This window comes from Paraburkholderia sp. (assembly GCF_035948235.1).
GTDB lineage: Bacteria > Pseudomonadota > Gammaproteobacteria > Burkholderiales > Burkholderiaceae > Paraburkholderia.
Genome location: NZ_DASZJJ010000239.1, coordinates 1 through 18141 on the forward strand (window position 1 = coordinate 1; position 18141 = coordinate 18141).

The 18141-nt window shown below is 62.1% G+C and carries 16 protein-coding genes; 11 read left to right on the plus strand and 5 right to left on the minus strand.

Annotated features, from left to right (window positions below; genetic code table 11):
* From VG320_RS20735 to VG320_RS20750, 4 genes are all read right to left on the minus strand, one after another.
* The coding region (locus VG320_RS20735; protein WP_327201939.1) for an ABC transporter ATP-binding protein at positions 1-625 on the minus strand (625 nt) is incomplete at its 3' end.
* A 13-nt stretch (positions 626-638) separates the two neighbouring features.
* A complete protein-coding gene (locus tag VG320_RS20740) occupies positions 639-2537 on the minus strand; it encodes a sigma-54-dependent Fis family transcriptional regulator (RefSeq protein ID WP_327201940.1) in 1899 nt (632 codons plus the stop codon).
* A gap of 198 nt (positions 2538-2735) precedes the next feature.
* Positions 2736-3053 (minus strand): high-potential iron-sulfur protein, encoded by a 318-nt coding sequence (locus VG320_RS20745; protein WP_327201941.1) that lies wholly within the window; start codon positions 3051-3053, stop codon positions 2736-2738.
* 123 nt (positions 3054-3176) lie between these two features.
* Positions 3177-4682 (minus strand): aldehyde dehydrogenase family protein, encoded by a 1506-nt coding sequence (locus VG320_RS20750; protein WP_327201942.1) that lies wholly within the window; start codon positions 4680-4682, stop codon positions 3177-3179.
* A 505-nt stretch (positions 4683-5187) separates the two neighbouring features.
* Between VG320_RS20750 and peaA the strand changes: the two genes are divergently transcribed.
* The 5 genes from peaA to VG320_RS20775 all read left to right on the plus strand — a co-directional run bounded on the left by peaA (position 5188) and on the right by VG320_RS20775 (position 11129).
* The gene (peaA, locus tag VG320_RS20755; protein ID WP_327201943.1) at positions 5188-6807 is read left to right on the plus strand and encodes a quinohemoprotein amine dehydrogenase subunit alpha; all 1620 of its coding nucleotides are present in this window, start codon (positions 5188-5190) and stop codon (positions 6805-6807) included.
* An 88-nt stretch (positions 6808-6895) separates the two neighbouring features.
* Positions 6896-8335 carry a quinohemoprotein amine dehydrogenase maturation protein gene (peaB, locus tag VG320_RS20760; RefSeq protein WP_327201944.1) on the plus strand — a complete coding sequence of 480 codons (1440 nt, stop codon included), beginning with the start codon at positions 6896-6898 and terminating at the stop codon, positions 8333-8335.
* A gap of 1 nt (position 8336) precedes the next feature.
* A complete protein-coding gene (gene qhpC / locus VG320_RS20765; RefSeq protein ID WP_027819789.1) occupies positions 8337-8660 on the plus strand; it encodes a quinohemoprotein amine dehydrogenase subunit gamma in 324 nt (107 codons plus the stop codon).
* 26 nt (positions 8661-8686) lie between these two features.
* The gene (gene peaD, locus VG320_RS20770) at positions 8687-9844 is read left to right on the plus strand and encodes a quinohemoprotein amine dehydrogenase subunit beta (RefSeq protein ID WP_327201945.1); all 1158 of its coding nucleotides are present in this window, start codon (positions 8687-8689) and stop codon (positions 9842-9844) included.
* Positions 9845-10064: 220 nt separating this feature from the next.
* Positions 10065-11129, plus strand: a complete 1065-nt coding sequence (locus VG320_RS20775) for a purine nucleoside permease (protein WP_327201946.1) — start codon at positions 10065-10067, stop codon at positions 11127-11129.
* 36 nt (positions 11130-11165) lie between these two features.
* Here VG320_RS20775 and VG320_RS20780 read toward each other — a convergent pair whose 3' ends face one another.
* Positions 11166-12197 carry an AraC family transcriptional regulator gene (locus VG320_RS20780; RefSeq protein ID WP_327201947.1) on the minus strand — a complete coding sequence of 344 codons (1032 nt, stop codon included), beginning with the start codon at positions 12195-12197 and terminating at the stop codon, positions 11166-11168.
* Between the two features lie 118 nt (positions 12198-12315).
* Between VG320_RS20780 and VG320_RS20785 the strand changes: the two genes are divergently transcribed.
* The 6 genes from VG320_RS20785 to VG320_RS20810 form a co-directional block, all read left to right on the plus strand.
* Positions 12316-13374 (plus strand): 3-keto-5-aminohexanoate cleavage protein, encoded by a 1059-nt coding sequence (locus VG320_RS20785; RefSeq protein ID WP_327201948.1) that lies wholly within the window; start codon positions 12316-12318, stop codon positions 13372-13374.
* A gap of 74 nt (positions 13375-13448) precedes the next feature.
* Positions 13449-14768 (plus strand): MFS transporter, encoded by a 1320-nt coding sequence (locus tag VG320_RS20790; RefSeq protein WP_327201949.1) that lies wholly within the window; start codon positions 13449-13451, stop codon positions 14766-14768.
* 96 nt (positions 14769-14864) lie between these two features.
* A complete protein-coding gene (locus VG320_RS20795; RefSeq protein ID WP_327201950.1) occupies positions 14865-15845 on the plus strand; it encodes a quinone oxidoreductase in 981 nt (326 codons plus the stop codon).
* 10 nt (positions 15846-15855) lie between these two features.
* Positions 15856-16704, plus strand: coding sequence for a TauD/TfdA dioxygenase family protein (locus tag VG320_RS20800; RefSeq protein WP_327201951.1), 849 nt, complete (start codon positions 15856-15858; stop codon positions 16702-16704).
* A 19-nt stretch (positions 16705-16723) separates the two neighbouring features.
* Entirely contained in the window at positions 16724-17284 is a 561-nt protein-coding gene (locus VG320_RS20805; RefSeq protein WP_327201952.1) for an RBBP9/YdeN family alpha/beta hydrolase, read from the plus strand.
* A gap of 74 nt (positions 17285-17358) precedes the next feature.
* Positions 17359-18141: porin (locus tag VG320_RS20810; protein WP_327201953.1), on the plus strand; the 783-nt coding region annotated here is incomplete at its 3' end.

Consider the following 18141-nt stretch of genomic DNA (forward strand, 5'->3'; position numbering starts at 1 on the left):
CGGCACTTTCGCGCAGGCCGCGCGCATCGCGCTCGACCTTGCGGCGCATCCAGCGTAGCCAGAGCGCTTCGAACGGAATCAGCACTGCCACCAGCAACGAGAGTTTGACCGATAAAGTCAGCAGCAGCGCCACCGAGCCGATCAAGCCGATCACGCTCGACACCGCTGAAAAGAGCGCATCCAGCGCGAATCGCTGAATCTCCGCGACGTCGCCATCCAGGCGCGAGAGCAGATCGCCAATCCGTCGGCGCCCATAGAAGGAAGGCGGCAGCTTTTGCAGATGCGCATAGACGGCGCTGCGCAAGGCGAACAGCACGTGCCCCGAGAGCCGCGTGTGCAGATAACGATTGATGCCGCCGAGTATCGTGCCAATCAGTCCCGCGCCGATCATCGCAAGCGCGAGCACGAGCAGCATCGAAAAGTCGCGCCCCACCAGGCCGCGATCGATCATCTCCTTGGTGATCCACGGTTGCACCAGCACGAGCAGCGACGCGCAGGCCGATAGCGCCAGCAGCCCGGCGATCGCCAGCCGGTGCGGCCGCACGAAACCATAGAGCCACGCCATCGATGCTTCGAGGCGCGCGCGGTCATCGGTTTTCGCAAGACGGAGCAGCAGGTTCAGCATGAGCGTAGTGAATTCAGGGGCGCAGCCGCTTGAGCTTGCGATACAGCGTGGCGCGGCTGATACCGAGCGTGAGCGCCGCCGCCGCCACGTTGCCGTCGTGACGCGCGAGGCTCTCACGGATCAGTACGTCTTCGTGCTTGCGGATCAGGCCGCGTCCGGCGGGATTCGTCGCGGTGGGGCAGGCGCCGTCGATAAAGCCGTCGCAGAGATGATCGAGGCCGATCTCATGTTCGTCGTCGGCGCGCACGGCGAGCGCGGTACGCAAGACCATCTCCAGTTGGCGGATATTGCCCGGCCACGGATGGGTGCGAAATATTTCGGATAACTCATCGCTGACCTGTACGTGCTGTGCGTTCAGACGTTCCAGCAGGGAAGCGACGATCAGATCGATATCGTCACGCTCGCGCAGGGCGGGCAAGCTCACGCTCACGCCGTTGATGCGATAGAACAGGTCTTCGCGAAAGCTCTTGTCGCGCACCATCGCGGGCAAGCTGCGGTGGGTCGCGCAGATTACGGCGATATCGATGCTCTGTTCTTCGCCCGCACCCAGCGGTGCAACCTTGCGCTCCTGCAACACGCGCAGCAGACGGGCCTGGAGATGCAGCGGCATATCGCCGATTTCGTCGAGAAACAGCGTGCCGCCGTGTGCCTGCATCAGACGCCCGAGCATGCCGCCCTTGCGTGCGCCAGTAAATGCGCCGTCGCGATAGCCGAACAATTCGGATTCGATCAGGCCTTCGGGAATTGAGGCGCAATTCACGGCGATGAACGGTTTGCCCGCGCGTTCGCTGGCGTCGTGCAACGCCCGTGCGACGACTTCCTTGCCGGTTCCCGTTTCGCCCTGCACGAGCACAGGCAGGGCATTGTCCAGGCCGCGCCGCGCCATTTGCAAGGCGCGCAGCAAGCGGCTTTGACGCCCCGCGATCTTGACGAGGCCGGCTTCGCGCTCGTCCGAACGAATAGCAGTGCGCGCGTTGCCACAGTGGATATTCGCGTGCGTGCGGCGTGGCGCGCGCAACACGCGCAATGCCAGATCGCGCGCGACGTCGGCGATATCCAGCGTATGCGCCTGCCCGACGAACGCCGCGAAACTCATGCCGCGCAGGCTCGCACATTGCACCCCGACGATATCGGCCCGCGCGCGGCCCAGCAGCTCGCAGGCCTGCGCGCTCGCGGCGAGGATCGTGCCGTCATCGCGCACGGCGAGTACGCCGCACCAGCTCGAATCGAGGTAAGCGCGATGCGGATGAAACGCGATGACGAAATGATCCGGAAAAAACGCTTCGAACAGGCGCGCTTCAATATGGCTCGCAGCGGCGCCCACCAGCATCGACAAGGTATCGTGCGCGAGCGGCAACTGGCCGTCACGCGTGAGATCGAGCACGCCGATGGCGTTGCCGTGCGGATCGGCGATTGGCAGCGAGCGGCAGGAAAAGCGCGCGAGGCGGCCCAGAAAATGCTCGCCGCTGTCGATCGCAACGGGACGTCCTTCCACCAGCGCCGTACCCAGCGCATTGGTGCCACGCAACGATTCGGTCCACGTGGCGCCTGGCGACACATCGCCGATGCCAAGATCCGCGAGCGCGCCCGCGTTGCCTTCGACCGACAGTATCGTGGCCTCGGCATTGGCAAGAATCACGATGCCTTGCTGGCCGCAACGTTGTGCGAGGAATTCGAGTTCGGGCGCGGCGGCATCGAGCAGCATGCGGTTGGCATCGCGCAGTTCGTCGAGGTCGCGAAACTCACGCAGATTGAGCAGTGCATCGTCGTAGCAGCGTACGCCATGCGCAACGCTGCGCCGCCACGACGCGTCAATCTCCATACGCAGCCAGCCTTGCGGAAACAGGTTGTCCGAGCGTAGGCGCTCGCGTATCAGTTGAGCGGCGTGTTGCCGGTCGGCCAGCGCCGGCATGGGAGGAAAGGAATCGTGCAAGCTGTCCCCCTGGATGGTTGATTCGGTGCGCCGCCTGGCAGACTGCCGCGAGGATGCCGCGCGAAACGAAGGGCTAATCTGGCACGGTTGCCGCGATAAGTCCATCCGGTCAAAAACGCATTCCATCGGGCTGCCAAAGCGCTACGGACAAGCGGGAGACGTGCCAGCGCAACCGTATCAGGTCTTTTTGTTGTAGCCGTTGCACCATCCCGCAGCAGCCACGCGCTTGCCGCCGAACAGCGGGCAGTTCGCAGCGGCATCGCTGGGTTTGCCCCGATAGAACGTGCAGTTGCCGCAATCCTGACCCGCTGCGTAGCGCGCAAACTTTGCCTTATCCACATGCGTGGCATCGGCGCGATAACCCAGCGCCTGAGCGGCGGGATCGGTATCCGCGAGGAGCGGGGCTTCGGCGTGTGCCTCGCCTGCAAGCGGCAACAATACGCTACTGGCGCAGGCGATCAGGAAAGTACGGCGCGAGACAGGAGTTGAATGCATGACTTTTATATGACGTTGTAGTGTGAGGAAAGCGCTTTATGGCCGGCTTATGCCTGATTTATGCCGGATTTCTGCAGAATCGCCGCGCGCTTTTTTGAACGCGCGGCAGCAGGTGCAGTCGCTTCAGACGTTCATCAGCACCGATTTGATTTCGGTGTAATGCTCGATGGCGGCCGCGCCCATTTCGCGGCCAATGCCCGACATGCGATAGCCGCCAAACGGCAGGGCGGGGTCGAGCGCACTATGGCAATTGACCCACACCGACCCCGAACGGATCTTCGGAATCATGCGATGCGCAGCGCTCAGGTTATTGGTCCAGATGCTTGCGCCCAGTCCATAACGCGTATCGTTGGCGAGTCGCAATGCATCGTCGATGGTGTCGAACGGAATCGCCACCAGCACCGGCCCGAAAATTTCCTCTTGTACGAGCGGACTTTTTTGTTCGACATCGACGATTACCGTGGGCTTGACGAAGTAGCCCGGGCCGAACTGCTCGCCGCCGCAGGCGATCTGCACGCCCGCCGCGCGGCCGCGCTCGATATAGCCGTACACGCGCTGCTGCTGCTTGAGCGAGATGAGCGGGCCCATTTCCGTGGCCGGGTCCAGGCCATTGCCGAGTTTCATGCCGCTGGCGATCGATGCGATGTCGCCCACCACGTTGTCGAAGTGCTTGCGCTGCACGTAAAGGCGCGAACCAGCACAGCACACCTGGCCCTGGTTGAAGAAGATGGCGGTGGCCGCGCCTTGAGCGGCGGCTACGGGATCGGCGTCGTCCAGCACGATGGTCGGCGACTTGCCGCCCAGTTCGAGCGTGATGCGCGTCATCGATTCCATCGCGGCCTTGCCGATTAATTTGCCCACCTCCGTCGAGCCGGTGAAGGTAAGCTTGTCGACATCGGGGTGATGCGAAAGCGCAGCACCGGCTTGCGCGCCCGTGCCGGTCACCACGTTGAACACTCCCGGCGGATAGCCCGCTTCAAGCGCTAGTTCCGCGAGCCTGAGCGCGGAGAGCGGCGTTTCGTCGGCGGGTTTGAGTACCACGGTGCAACCCGTTGCGAGCGCCGGCCCGAGCTTCCAGCACGCCAGCAGCAGCGGGAAATTCCATGCCACGATCGCGCCCACTACGCCCACGGCCTCGCGGCGCGTGAAGCCGTGCAGATGCGCATCGGGCATCAGCGGCGCGGATACCTCGACAGTCGAGCCCTCGATCTTGGTCGCGAAACCCGCCATATAGCGCAGGAAATCGATACCCAGTTGCACGTCCATCACGCGCGCCACGGCCGCGCTCTTGCCGTTGTTCAAGCATTCGAGTTCGGCGAGCATCTGCGCATCGCGCTCGATCAGATCGGCGAAACGCCAGAGCAGATTCTGGCGTTCGCGTGGGCGCATGCGGCTCCATGCGGATTCGTCGAAGGCGCGCCGTGCGGCCTGCACCGCACGATCCACGTCTTCAGCGCCAGACTTCGGCACATCGGCCAGATGCGCGCCGGTGGCGGGATTGTAGACGGGCAGCGTTGCGCCGCTGGCGGCGCTTACCCAGGCGTCGCCGATCAGCATGGTCGGCGCGCGTTTGATAAACGCCTGGGTTTGTGGAAGGAGTTGCGGGAGTGTTGCGGGCGCAGCCTGCATGAGAATTTCCTCGCTCGTTGAGTGGGCCCGGATTGGGCCGAACGGGGAGCGCGTCAAGCAGCTTCCATACCAGCCGCCTCGCAACACATGTATTCAAAACGCCAAAGACGCGCGCGCAATGGCATTCGCGCCCATTGCGCGCATTGGCTGATGCGATTTCTGGCGCGGCCCGATGTGTCTCATTTTGAGAATTCTCGTGCGACATGAGACGAGACAGACACGGGACGCACACGGGAAAATGCGTGCGGGCGCATCAAATAAATCGGTGAATGCGCAAGCGGATTATTTTTCGTATCGGTGAATACCCGAAACTCTCAATAAGAAAAACCCTTGTTTCAAGGGCTGAAAACATCAGGGCGCGCATAAAATCGGATTGGCACGACCCATGCTTAATGCTCCGGCGAAGCATTGCAGCGCCTCACAAACCTCATGCGGATCAGTCGCGCCGTGTGAGACGAAACGAGACAGGCCACAGAGAACCCGGTAAAGGAGCAGAGCCTTGTTCATGAATTTTCCATCGCGCCGCTTTTCATTGCGTGTTCGCGGCGCTCGCCTTGCTAGCGCGTTGGTGCCGCTGGCTTTCGCGGCACATACCGCACATGCCCAGAGCGCTGCAGAAACGCGCGACGCGCCGACCATCATCAGCCAGACCTGCGCCGCCTGCCATAGCGCGGAGTCGAAGAATACGTGGAGCCGCATCAGCCATCAGCGCAAAACGCCCGAAGGCTGGCTCATGACGATTGGGCGCATGCAGACCATGCACGGGCTCGTGATCAGCGATGAAGACCGCCAGATCATCGTCAAGTATCTGGCCGATCGCCAGGGCCTGGCGCCTGCCGAAACCGCCGATGCGCGCTACGCGCTGGAGCGCCGTCTCAACACCCAGGAAGTGCTGGGCTCCGACGAGTTCAAGCAGATGTGCGCGCGTTGCCATTCGGCGGCGCGTCCGCTGCTGCAACGGCGTCCGGTGGCGGAGTGGGACCGCCTGGTGAATTTCCACCTTGGGCAATGGCCGTCGATCGAATATTCGGCGATGGGCCGCGACCGCGACTGGCTCAACGTCGCGCTCAAGGACATCGCGCCGATGCTCGCGCAGCAGTATCCCTATGAGAGCGCGCAGTGGACGCAATGGCAGAAGACGCGTCCGAAAGCGACTTCGCTTGCAGGCGCATGGAGCTTTGCCGGGCATATGCCGGGGCGCGGCGATGCTGCGGGCGTGATGACCGTGACGGGCGGCACGAAAGACACTTTCAAGGTCACGCTCAAAGGCCATTTCGCCGACGGCGGCGCGTTTGATGGCAGCGGCACGGCCGTGCTCTACGACGGCTACGAATGGCGCGCGAGCATCAAGGTGCAAGGCGTCGAGATGCATCAGGTGCTGGCCGCCACCAATGGCGAGATGAAAGGCCGCATGTTCGACGAGGCGCATGACGAGCGCGGACTCGACTTCGACGCGGCGAAGCTGGATTCGAAGGGCGCGCCGCGCATCCTCGCCGTGCAGCCGGCGTTTATCAAGGCGGGCGAGAGCACTGAGTTGACCGTGGTGGGCGCAAACCTGCAGGGCACGCCTGATTTCGGGCCGGGTGTGCAGGTGAGCGGCGTGCTGGCGCGCACGGCGCAGGCGATCCGCGTGCGGGTGACGGCGAACGGTGACAGCGCGGTGGGTACGCGCACCGTGACGCTCAACAATACGCAAGGCGGTCAATTCGCGGTCTATCGCGCGATCAAGGATGTGAAGGTGGTGCCGGAGTATGCCGTGGCGCGTATTGGCGGCAACGGCGGCCCGCTGCCCAAGGTCGAAGGCCGCTTCGATGCCGAGGCCTGGGGCGTGGACGCGGCGGGCAAACCGTTCCGTATTGGCGTGGTTCCGGCGAAATGGTCGGTCGAGCCATTCGACGAGCAGGCGAAGGACGATCGCGATGTGAAATTCTCGGGCGCGATGCAGGCCGCCGCGGGCATCTTCACGCCCGGCGACGCGGGCCCCAATCCGGCGCGGCGCATGTCCACCAACAACACCGGCAATCTCAACGTGATCGCGGCCGTGGACGATGCGGGGCAGACCGTGACGGGTAAGGCGCATCTGATCGTCGGCGTGCAGCGCTGGAACAATCCGCCGATTCCGTGACACGCGCGCCGCGCCAGTCGTAACGGCGCGCTGCGTAACGGCGCGCGCCGCAAATGCATAGCACCGGATCGAATGCAAGGAGAGTGAGATGAACGGCATGCTGAACGTGGTGGAGCGCAACGTCCACGAAGTGCAGGTGGACGATGCCCGCCTGATGTTCCATGTACCGAGTAGTTCGTTATTCGCCGCCGATCGCATGACGGCCGCGATCATCGACGCGCTGCGCGTAAGCAGTTGCACGGCTGATGAATTGTTCGCGCGCCTCGCAAATACGCCTGCGCAAGGCGAGCGCAGTGAGTTGAACGAAACGCTGGAAGAACTGCTGGCGCTGGAAGTGGTGAGCGACGGCTCGCCGCTGACGCCGGAAATCGGCATCAAGCGGGTGGAGCGCGTGCAACTCAATACCGTCGTGCTCAATGTGAATACGGGCTGCAATCTGAGCTGCACGTATTGCTACAAGGAGGACCTCGATACACCCTCGGCCGGGCGGCGCATGGATCTGGAAACGGCGAAGGCTTCGGTGGAGATGCTGATCGAACAGTCGCCCGACGAGCCGCGCTATACCGTGGTGTTCTTCGGCGGTGAGCCGCTGAGCAACCGCAAGCTCATCGAGAACATGGTCGAGTATTGCGAGCTGCGTTTTGGTGCGCTGGGCAAGGGCGTCGATTTCGTCATGACGACCAACGCGACGCTTCTGACCGAAGAGATTGTCGACTGGCTCGACGCACATCGTTTTGGTCTGTCCGTGAGCATGGACGGTCCGCGTTCCGTGCACGATCTGAACCGGCGCACCGTGGGCGGCACGGGCACCTACGATGTCGTGCGGCGCAAGGTCGAAATGCTGCTAAAGCGTTATCGCAGCCGGCCGGTGGGCGCGCGCGTCACGCTCACGAGCGGCGTGACCGATATCGCGGGCATCTGGGATCACCTCTTCAATGAACTCGGTTTCGCCGAAGTAGGGTTCGCGCCGGTCACATCCGGTGCGCTCGATACCTTTAATCTGCAGCCCGAAGAATTGAAGCGCGTGTTCGACAATATGAAGGCGCTCGGGCGGCGTTATCTGGCGGCGGCGCTGGAGAACCGCAATATCGGCTTTTCGAATCTGCATCAACTCATTACCGATATCCACGAGGGCCATAAAAAATCGCTGCCCTGCGGCGCGGGCCTGAAGATGCTGGCCGTCGATCACCAGGGCGAACTGAATCTGTGTCACCGCTTCACGGGATCGACGCTGCCGACCTTCGGCAATGTCCATACCGGCGTGAACACCGAGCAACTCACGGGCTTTCTGTCGCAGCGGCTCGAACGCGAAGGGACGGGCTGCGAGACCTGCCGCATCCGCAATCTCTGCTCGGGCGGCTGCTATCACGAGAGTTACGCGCGCTACGGCGATCCGCAGCATCCCACCTACCACTATTGCGAGCTGATGCGCGACTGGGTGGATTTCGGCATCGAAATCTATAGCCGCATCATGGCCGGCAATCCCGCGTTCATCGAACAACACATCACGACCCGCAAGGCTCACTGATATGAAACATCTCAAGCCGCTCAACAACAAGGCGAAGCAACTGGAACAGGCGGCAGCCGAAGACCGCCTGGAAGAGGTGGTCGCGATGACGTCGGTGGCGGGCTGCACCGCCACCACCGACCCCGGCTGGGAAGTGGACGTGTTCGGCGGGGTGGCCTCGCTGTGCCAGCCGATGGAAGCGGACCTCTACGGCTGCTCCGATCCGTGCTGGTGGCCCGCTCAGGTGCCCGACATGATGACCACCTTCCAGGACTGGAACAAGACGGCCGCCGATTCGGGCAAGGACTGGCGCAATCTCGGCAGCGTATTTCCCAAAGACAACTGAGCCACGCGAATCTGAGAGGACACACCATGCAATTGAGGAAGCAGAGCGCGTGCGCTGCGCTAGTTACCTTGTTTTTTGCGATGCCCGCGCTGGCGCAATCGGACAAAGCGCCCGAAGTGGGCGCGAAGCTCGCCGCGAATACTGCCGCGCCACTGGCGAACGGGCACGAATATCTTGCGGTGACGAACTACCCGAACAACCTGAGCGTGATAGACACCGCCACGGATAGTGTCGTCAAGACCTGCGCGCTGCCCGATTCGTTCGGCCCCGGCACGATGCAGATCAGCCCGGACCGCAAGCGCGCCTATGTGCTGAACAATCACTACGGCGATCTGTACGGCGTCGATCTCGATAGCTGCAAGACGGTGTTTCATGCGGCACTCGCGCAAAACTGGGACGAGCGCGCGCGGGCGATGTTCTCGATCGCCGTGAGTCCGGACGGCAGGGAGATCTATAGCGTCGTCAATCCGACAAAGATGAATCGCGACAGCTATGAAGTGGAAGCGCCGCGTTTGCAGGTGTGGTCCACCGACGGCGGCATGGACGCCAGGCCGATCCGCAGCTTTGCCGCGCCGCGCCAGACCACCCTGATTCAGGCGGCGGACGACGGGTCGCTGTTCGTTGTTGGACCGGACATCTACCGCATGAACGCGCAGACCGGCCAATACGATGTGGCCGTGCCGCTGCGCAACTGGACGCGCCCCCTCTATGGTCGCCCCGACGTGCTGTACGTCTGGCCGCAGCAGCGCCCGCAGCACGCGTTCAATCTGCTCTATACGGCCGACCGCTTTCCCGATGAAAAGAAAGATCCCGCGAAAGCCCAGACCATGTATGGCTATGTCGATATCGACCTGAAGAGCGGCAAAGCCACGCTCACGGATTTCGCGCCGGTCACGGAGGTCTATTTCACGGGCGGCCGATCACCGAAGGACCCGAACGTGATGTACGGCGTGCTGAACCGGCTCGTGAAATACGATATCAAGAACGAGAAGATGATTACGAGTGCGTCGCTCGATCATTCGTACTACTGCCTGTCTCTCGACAAGGCGGGGGACAAGATCTATCTTGCTGGCACCTTCAACACCGTGGCAGTCTACGACGCCGATTCGCTCAAGAAGCTCAAGGACATCCCGCTGCCAGGCGGCGACATGGCGATCACGACAGCGCAGATTTTCACGCGATAAGTGCGCCACGAGCGCGCGGGCACGATGCGGGCACAACGCAGGTCGTGCCCGCGCGCATTTGTCATGAGAATTTTTTTCTGCGCTTATACTAGGCCTCGCCTGAATGGCTTACGCCCAGGTCCCACGCTGCACGCCGATAAAAATCAAGGCTTCGGTCGATAACACGGCACGCGATTTACGTTTCGCAACCGCAGTTTCAACCTGAGAGGCGCAGCCCAGTATGCTAAATCGTGCTTTTATTGCAGGGATTTCATCGTTGCTGGTGACCAGCGCGCTCGCGCCGGCCATTGCGCATGCCGACGACGGTTTTGCGCAGGAGGACGGCGCCTCGCATGGTCGTCCGGTCAAGGTGATGATTGTTTCGATGTTCGGTCCGGAAGGCCAGGTATGGCTCGATCACCTTGGTCCGTGGCAGGACATCACGGTAGCGGGTTTGTCTCCCGACTATCCGGCCGTGCATTGCAATCGCCAGGATATCTGTGTGATGACGACCGGCATGGGGCATACGAATGCCGCCGCGTCGATGATGGCCTTGGCGTTCTCGCCGCGTTTCGATCTGCGCCATACGTATTTCATGGTGGCGGGCATTGCCGGTATCGATCCGCAGCAGGGGACCGTTGGTTCCGCTGCGTGGGCTAACTGGCTGGTCGACTTCGGCATCCAGTGGGAAATCGACGGACGTGAAATACCGCAGGGCTGGAATACCGGCTATCTCGGCATCAACACGACGGACCCCACGCAGAAGCCGCCGCTCGACTATCGCACCGAAGTGTTCCAGCTCAATCCGGCGCTCTCGAACGCGGCGTTCGCGCTGTCGCGCAGCGTGACGCTAAGCGACAGTCCGCAGGCGCAGGCGGCGCGCGCGAAATACAACTATGCGCCGGCCAACCGTCCGCCAACCGTTCTTCAGTGCGATACCCTGGCGGGCGATACCTGGTGGTCGGGCACGGATATCGGCGAGCGCGCGCGGCAATGGACGAAGATACTGACCGACGGCAAGGGCACTTATTGCACTACGCAGCAGGAAGATAACGCCACCTACGAGGCGCTCAAACGCGCAGCGGCGGCGCATCGCGTCGATCTCAACCGTATCGCGGTGCTGCGGGCAGGCTCGGATTTCGACCGTCCGTATGCGGGTCAAACCAGCGCCGATAATCTGCTCAACTACGCATCGCAGGGCGGCTTTGCGATTGCGATCAACAATCTTTTCCTCACGGGCAATCCACTCGTGCAGGACATCGTCATGCACTGGGGCGAGTGGCGCTCTGGTGTGCCGCAGCGCTAGTGTGTTGGCCTGACACGCGACGCAACCGCTCCCGTGTCAGGCTTCCGTTACCGCCAGCGAGCTTTTCTTCCAGTTCGACACCGTCATGCCAAACTGCTTTCTGAACCAGAAAGCGAACGCACTGGAGCTTGAAAAACCCAGTAGATCCGCAAGCTCGGCGAGCGACCGGTCGCTATCGAGGATCTGGCGCGAGGCGAGTTCGGCGCGAATCGACTGATGCAGTGCGAAATAGCTCGTGCCTTCCGCGGCCAGACGTCGATGCAGGGTCCGGCGATCCACGCCCAGGTGTCTGGCGACCTGGTCCGATGTGCATCGGCCGCCTGGCAACATGGCGATCACGACCTGCCGCACGGTATGCGTGGCACTTTCCGCCGATCCGGACAGCGCATTATCGAGCAGACGACGGACGTGAGGCGTCATATGAGCGTCGTCGGCCGATATCGGCGCATCCAGATCCCTTGCTGAACAGACGATGCCGTTAAAACTGGCATTGAATTCGACGCCACCGCCAAACAGCGCTTTATGACGCGTCGCGCCATACGGTTGACGATGTCTGAAACCGATGCTGCGCGCCCGCCAGGTTTTCCCCAGTAATTCCTGGATGGCGCGGTAAAGCACGCCCACGGCCATCTCAACCGACTGGCGCACCGACTGCCTGCCGGTCACCAGCAACTCCACCCGAATCAACACCGTGTCGCCAAAGTCTTCGATGCTGGTGAGCAGCACCGCGTTGATGAGGCGCATATATCGACACAGGTTATCCAGCGCCTGGCGGGCGCTTGGTGCTTCGCGCATCACCAGACTGATCGGCCCCAGGTTTGCCAGGCGGCGATGCTCGGCCAGTTGCAAACCGAAGTCCTCCACGCCTGCCGTCGCCGCGCTGTCCTCCAGCAACTGGCTCACCGCCGTGGGACTGATCGGCATGTCGGGGTCGACAAGGCTGCGGGAGGTGAGTCCCACCTTGCGCATCATCGCCTCGGGGTTGAGTCCGTGGTGACGTGCCAGATCGGCGTAGCCGGTCAGGCTGGCGCTGCGGATCAGCGGTGTGAAGCCGCTCTTTACGTTCATCGCTGTGTCCCAATTTCGACATCCAATGTCACGAATAATACATCGCGTTCGATGTCGGGGGGATAGTCTTGTGCTGAAGCAAACGCATTCCAATTAATTCCAACCCGCGGAGACACGCATGAACTTCCTCGACGGACACCTGTTCCCCGAAAACCAGCAACCGCTCATCATCACGGCCGCGCCGTATGCGCCCTCATATGTGCCGTCCGATTTCCCGGAGGATATTCCGGTGACGATGGAAGCGCAGATCCAGAAAGCGGTGGACTGCTATAACGCGGGCGCCACGGTGCTGCACCTGCATGTGCGCGAGCTCGATGGACGCGGCTCCAAACGTCTGTCGAAATTCAACGAACTCGTCGCTGGTGTGCGCAAGGCCGTGCCTGAAATGATCATTCAGGTGGGCGGCTCGATCTCGTTTGCGCCGGAAAGCGATGGTGCGGCCGCCAAGTGGCTCTCCGACGATACGCGCCACATGCTGGCCGAACTCGACCCCAAACCCGACCAGGTCACGGTAACCGTGAATACGTCGCAGATGAACGTGCTGGAGCATTTCGACTTCGAGGACGTACGCGGCACCTCGATGGAAGATCCGGCCGTTTATCAGGCTTACAAGGAAATGACGGTGCCTTCGCAGCCCGGCTGGGTCGAGGAGCATATCCGCCGTCTTTCCGCTGCCGGCATCCAGAGCGCGTTTCAGTGCTACAACATCAATAGTTTCGAGTCGGTCGAGCGCCTGATGCGCAGAGGCATCTATAAGGGGCCGCTGGTCATGAACTGGGTGGCGATCAGCGGCGGTATGGATGCGCCGAATATCTACAACATGGCCAATATCGTCCGTGCGGTTCCGGACGGCGCGGTGCTGACGGTGGAAAGTTCGGTGCTCAATGTGCTGCCGATCAACATGATGGGCATCGCCATGGGCCTGCACGTACGCTGCGGCATCGAAGACAATTTGTGGAACCAGCAGCGCACCGGGAAGTTCAGCACCGTCGAGCAGATCGAGCAACTGGTGCGCATTTCGCGCGAGTTTGGCCGACCAATCGCAACGGCCCAGCAGGCACGCGACATTTCGAAAATCGGCGTGTTCTACGACACCGTGGAAGAGTCGCTCGCGGCCAATGGCTTCGCGCCCAATCGCGAGGGGCGGCAGCAGGGCCATCTGCGCAAGGTTGCATAACGCAGCCTGAGCGTAGTCGGCAGACGTCGGTTGACGTCGACAAATAAAAAGCAGGACATGAAGGAGACAAACTCATGCTCACGCATGCCGAGCCCGCAACGGGCCATGACTCGACGACGCAAGGCGATGTTAGCGCCTATGCGTGGGTGGTCTTTGCGCTGACGGTCGGGTTGCTGCTCTCCGACTACATGTCGCGCCAGGTGTTGAATGCGGTGTTTCCGATGCTCAGGAACACCTGGCATCTTTCCGATACTCATCTGGGCTCGCTGAGCAGTGTAGTGGCGCTGATGGTCGGGGTGCTGACGTTTCCACTTTCGGTGCTGGCCGACCGTTGGGGGCGTATCAAGAGCATCGCATTGATGGCCGCGATGTGGAGTTTAGCCACGCTGGGTTGCGCGTTTTCGACCAACTATCACGAAATGCTGCTTGCGCGTGCGTTCGTGGGTGTGGGTGAGGCGGCCTACGGGAGCGTTGGTATCGCAGTAGTCCTTAGCATCTTTCCGGCTCGCCTGCGCGCTACGCTCACGGCGGCGTTCATGGCCGGAGGCGCGTTCGGCTCGGTGCTGGGGATGGCGCTCGGCGGCGTGGTCGGGGCTCATCTTGGCTGGCGTGCTGCGTTTGGCGCGATGGCGGCGCTTGGGATCGTCCTGCTGGCTGGCTACGTGTTCGTGGTGACGGAAAAGCAGGTGGCGAAACTCCAGCCTGCCGAATCGGTCCCCTGTGCGCCCGTCCCGGGTGTGCGCATGAGCTTTCGTGCCTTGATGAAAGGCCTTTTCTCGACAAAGTCGGTCGTGTGCGCCTATATCGGCAGCGGGGTCCATCTGTTGGTTCCTGCCGCCGTCTGGGCGTGGATGCCCAGCTTCCTGAACCGCTACTACGGCATGCCCACCGGCAGTGCGGCCATTTGCGCCGCCGTGTTCGTGCTGGCGACCGCGGTTGGCATGGTGGCGTGCGGCAATCTGGCCGACCGCATCAGCAAGCAGCGGCGGGAGCGGAAGTGGAGCATCGCTGTGGCGTTCTGCGTGATCTGCTTTGTGGCGCTGGCAACGGGTTTTCGCATGCCTGCGGGACCGGCGCAACTCGTCGTAATTGGCGTCGGCATGTTTTTCTGTGCAGGATCGACGGGGCCTTCCGGGGCGATGGTGGCAAACCTGACGCCACCGTCGATTCACGCATCGGCATTTGCAACGCTCACGTTGGCGAACAATCTGCTGGGACTGGCGCCAGCCGCCATCCTGACCGGCATCGTAGCCGACCGCATTGGGCTGCTCGGGGCGCTGCAACTGGTGCCATTCGCGCCGCTCGTCGCCGCGATCGCATTCTTCATTGGCAAGCGCAGCTATCGCGCCGACCTCGATCGGGTGAATGCCTTGCGCGTTCAGGCCGGGCGCTGATCTAGCCGCTGATTTCACCCCTCATCTCGCGTGATTCAATCTCACGCATCTCCCATAAAAATTAATCTGTAGTACAAAGAAAATCTGGAGTAGAAAATGGCAAAAGCAGTACGTTTCCACGAAACCGGCGGTCCTGAAGTCCTGCGATATGAAACCGTGGAAGTGGGCGAGCCAGGGCCCGGACAGGTCCGCTTGCGTCATGAAGCAGTCGGTCTGAATTTCGCCGACACCTATTTCCGCACTGGCCTGTACCCGGTACCGTTGCCTTCGGGCATGGGTGTCGAGGCGGCGGGGGTGGTCGAGGCAATCGGCGCTGACGTGCATAACGTTGCTGTAGGCGAGCGCGTGACGTACACGGGATTTATCAACACGCTAGGCGCGTATAGCACGGAGCGTCTGGTTCCGGCTGCGCCGCTTATCAAGCTGCCGGACGCAATCTCCTGCGAAACGGCGGCCGGCATGACGATGAGAGGCCTGACCGCGTCGTACCTGATGCGCCGCATTCATGACTTCAAGGCGGGCGAGACCATTTTGTTGCATGCGGCAGCAGGCGGTGTGGGCCTGATCGTGTCGCAATGGGCGAAGCTGCTGGGCCTGAACGTCATCGGCACGGTGTCGAGCGAGGCCAAGGGCGAGGTGGCGCGCGCGCACGGCTGCGATCACATCATCGATTACAGCCGCGAAGACGTGGCGAAGCGCGTGCGCGAACTGACCCATGGCGTTGGCGTCGATGTTGTGTTCGATAGCGTCGGCAAGAATACGTTTGAGGCGTCGCTGGATTCGCTCAAGCGTCGTGGCCTGATGGTGTGCGTCGGCACCGCCTCCGGTCCGATTCCGCCGTTCAATCCGCAGATCCTGGCGATGAAGGGTTCGCTGTACCTGACGCGCCCGGCGCTGGCGGACTATATCGCCGACCCGGCCGAGAAGGACGAACTAGCCGGCGAACTCTTCGGGCATGTCGCCTCAGGCCGCATCAGGATCGAGCTGAACCAGCGTTACGCGCTGGAGGACGCAGCCCAGGCCCATCGCGACCTGGAGTCGCGCAAGACAACAGGCTCGTCGGTTTTCGTCATCTGAGGGGAGCGCCATGCGAGTCGAACAATTGACGTGCGCCATTGGCGCCGAACTGGTCGGCGTGAACCTGGCCCATGCCATCCACGACGATGGCCTGTTTGCTGAGATCCGTGGGGCGCTGCTCGAACATCGCGTGCTGTTCCTGCGCGACCAGAACATTTCGCGCGCTGAGCACGTTGCGTTTGCGCGCCGTTTTGGCGAGCTGGAGGACCATCCGGTTGCGGGCAGCGATCCCGAGCATCCGGGCCTTGTGCGCATCTACAAGAATCCGGAGCAGCCTAACGATCGCTATGAAAACGCGTGGCACGCGGATGCCACCTGGCGCGATGCACCGCAGTTCGGCGCTGTGCTGCGCTGCGTGGAGTGCCCGCCGGTGGGCGGCGATACGATGTGGGCGAATATGGTCCTTGCCTATGAAAAACTGCCGGACCACATCAAGACGCAGATCGCGGATCTGCGCGCACGCCATAGCATCGAAGCGAGCTTCGGCGCTGCTATGCCGATCGAAAAGCGCCTCGCTTTAAAGACGCAATATCCGGACGCGGAACATCCGGTCGTGCGCACGCATCCGGAATCCGGTGAAAAGGTGTTGTTCGTGAGTGCCTTCGCGACGCATTTCACCAATTACCACACGCCGCAGCGCGTGCGTTTTGGGCAGGACGCCAATCCGGGCGCGGGCGAGTTGCTGCGCTATCTGATCAGTCAGGCTTATATCCCTGAGTATCAGGTTCGCTGGCGCTGGAAACCCAACAGCATCGCAATCTGGGACAACCGCAGCACGCAGCACTATGCGGTGATGGACTACGAGCCGTGTCACCGCAAGATGGAGCGCGCCGGCATTATCGGCGACAAACCGTATTGAGCCGCCTGGAGACCAAGTCATGACGACCGATACGACACCCACCATACTGATGGTCCCGGGCCTGCGCGATCATGTTCCGGAGCATTGGCAAACCTTGCTTGAGGGCAGATTGAGCAAGGCGGCTTCGGTGCCGCCGCTTGAGCACGACAAACTCAGTTGCGCGGCCCGCGTTGCAGCGCTTGACGCAGCGCTCGCGAAAATTGACGGCCCGGTGATCCTGGTCGCGCATAGCGCGGGCGTGATGATTACGGTGCACTGGGCCCAGCAACACAGCCGCAGGATTCACGGTGCGCTGCTGGCCACTCCCGCCGATCTGGAGACGCCGTTGCCCGAAGGCTATCCAGCACTGGACACGCTCGCCCAGGCGGGTTGGCTGCCCATTCCGGCAAAGCCGCTGCCGTTTCCGGGTATCGTCGCTGCGAGCCGCAACGATCCGCTTGCACGATTCGAGCGCGTCGAAGCGATGGCGCAAAGCTGGGGTAGCCGGCTCGTCGATCTAGGCGAAGTCGGCCACCTGAATCCAGCCGCGGGGTTTGGCGAATGGCCGATGGCCGAAACACTGATTCATGAACTTTACTGAGGTCATACCGCTTTACTAAAGTATCAAACCATAAGCAGCCGGGTCCACCCGGCGCACTGGAGATCGGAGACGCAATGAAACTGAATCGTTATAGCCTGGCAGTGCTGATGGTTATTGCACCCGCAGCTTACGCGCAGTCGTCGGTCACGCTCTACGGCGTGCTCGACAGCGGCTTGCTTTATCAGACCACTGCGGCGGCATCGTTCGCGCCGAACGCGCGGAATCTGGGGCACACCTGGCAACTCAAGGACGGCGGCATCTTCTCCAGCCTGTGGGGCTTGAAGGGCAGCGAGGACATTGGCGGCGGCTACAAGGTCAACTTCAGGCTGCAAGGGTCGTTCACCTCCACCAACGGCAAACCGGGTCTGTCCGACACGCCGGGCGTGACCGCGCTCTTCAACCAGTACGCCAGCATCGGCGTGTCCGGGCCATTCGGTACGATCGACGCCGGGCGGCAGATCGTGCCAATGATCTACGCGATGGCGGACACCGATGTGCGCGGTGCGCAATACTTCGGCAGCATCCTGACCGCGTGGCTCGGTCTCAATCAGGCAGCGGGCTGGCCCGGCACCAATACGAATGCACCTATCGGCGCGCTCTATGACAGCAACGCGCTGGTCTACACGTCGCCGAAATTCTATGGCGCAACCGTTGCGCTCGAATTTGCGCCGGGCGGCACGCCGGGGCACTTCCAGGGCGGTACGCGCGAATCGGCCGTGCTCAAGTATTCGAATTACGGCTTTAATCTGGCCGCGGTGTACTACAACGGCCACGATACCGATCCCTACCCGGCCAATTACCCGAGCGCGCCGGCTGTTCCGGCAACAGGCGTCGCCAATAACCGCTTTTACTATGTC

Bases quoted from the DNA above. Each gene is read 5' to 3' on its own strand.
- VG320_RS20740 (WP_327201940.1), bottom strand. From the start codon at position 2,537: ATGCCGGCGCTGGCCGACCGGCAACACGCCGCTCAACTGATACGCGAG.
- VG320_RS20745 (WP_327201941.1), bottom strand. From the start codon at position 3,053: ATGCATTCAACTCCTGTCTCGCGCCGTACTTTCCTGATCGCCTGCGCC.
- VG320_RS20750 (WP_327201942.1), bottom strand. From the start codon at position 4,682: ATGCAGGCTGCGCCCGCAACACTCCCGCAACTCCTTCCACAAACCCAG.
- peaA (WP_327201943.1), top strand. From the start codon at position 5,188: ATGAATTTTCCATCGCGCCGCTTTTCATTGCGTGTTCGCGGCGCTCGC.
- peaB (WP_327201944.1), top strand. From the start codon at position 6,896: ATGAACGGCATGCTGAACGTGGTGGAGCGCAACGTCCACGAAGTGCAG.
- qhpC (WP_027819789.1), top strand. From the start codon at position 8,337: ATGAAACATCTCAAGCCGCTCAACAACAAGGCGAAGCAACTGGAACAG.
- peaD (WP_327201945.1), top strand. From the start codon at position 8,687: ATGCAATTGAGGAAGCAGAGCGCGTGCGCTGCGCTAGTTACCTTGTTT.
- VG320_RS20775 (WP_327201946.1), top strand. From the start codon at position 10,065: ATGCTAAATCGTGCTTTTATTGCAGGGATTTCATCGTTGCTGGTGACC.
- VG320_RS20780 (WP_327201947.1), bottom strand. From the start codon at position 12,197: ATGAACGTAAAGAGCGGCTTCACACCGCTGATCCGCAGCGCCAGCCTG.
- VG320_RS20785 (WP_327201948.1), top strand. From the start codon at position 12,316: ATGAACTTCCTCGACGGACACCTGTTCCCCGAAAACCAGCAACCGCTC.
- VG320_RS20790 (WP_327201949.1), top strand. From the start codon at position 13,449: ATGCTCACGCATGCCGAGCCCGCAACGGGCCATGACTCGACGACGCAA.
- VG320_RS20795 (WP_327201950.1), top strand. From the start codon at position 14,865: ATGGCAAAAGCAGTACGTTTCCACGAAACCGGCGGTCCTGAAGTCCTG.
- VG320_RS20800 (WP_327201951.1), top strand. From the start codon at position 15,856: ATGCGAGTCGAACAATTGACGTGCGCCATTGGCGCCGAACTGGTCGGC.
- VG320_RS20805 (WP_327201952.1), top strand. From the start codon at position 16,724: ATGACGACCGATACGACACCCACCATACTGATGGTCCCGGGCCTGCGC.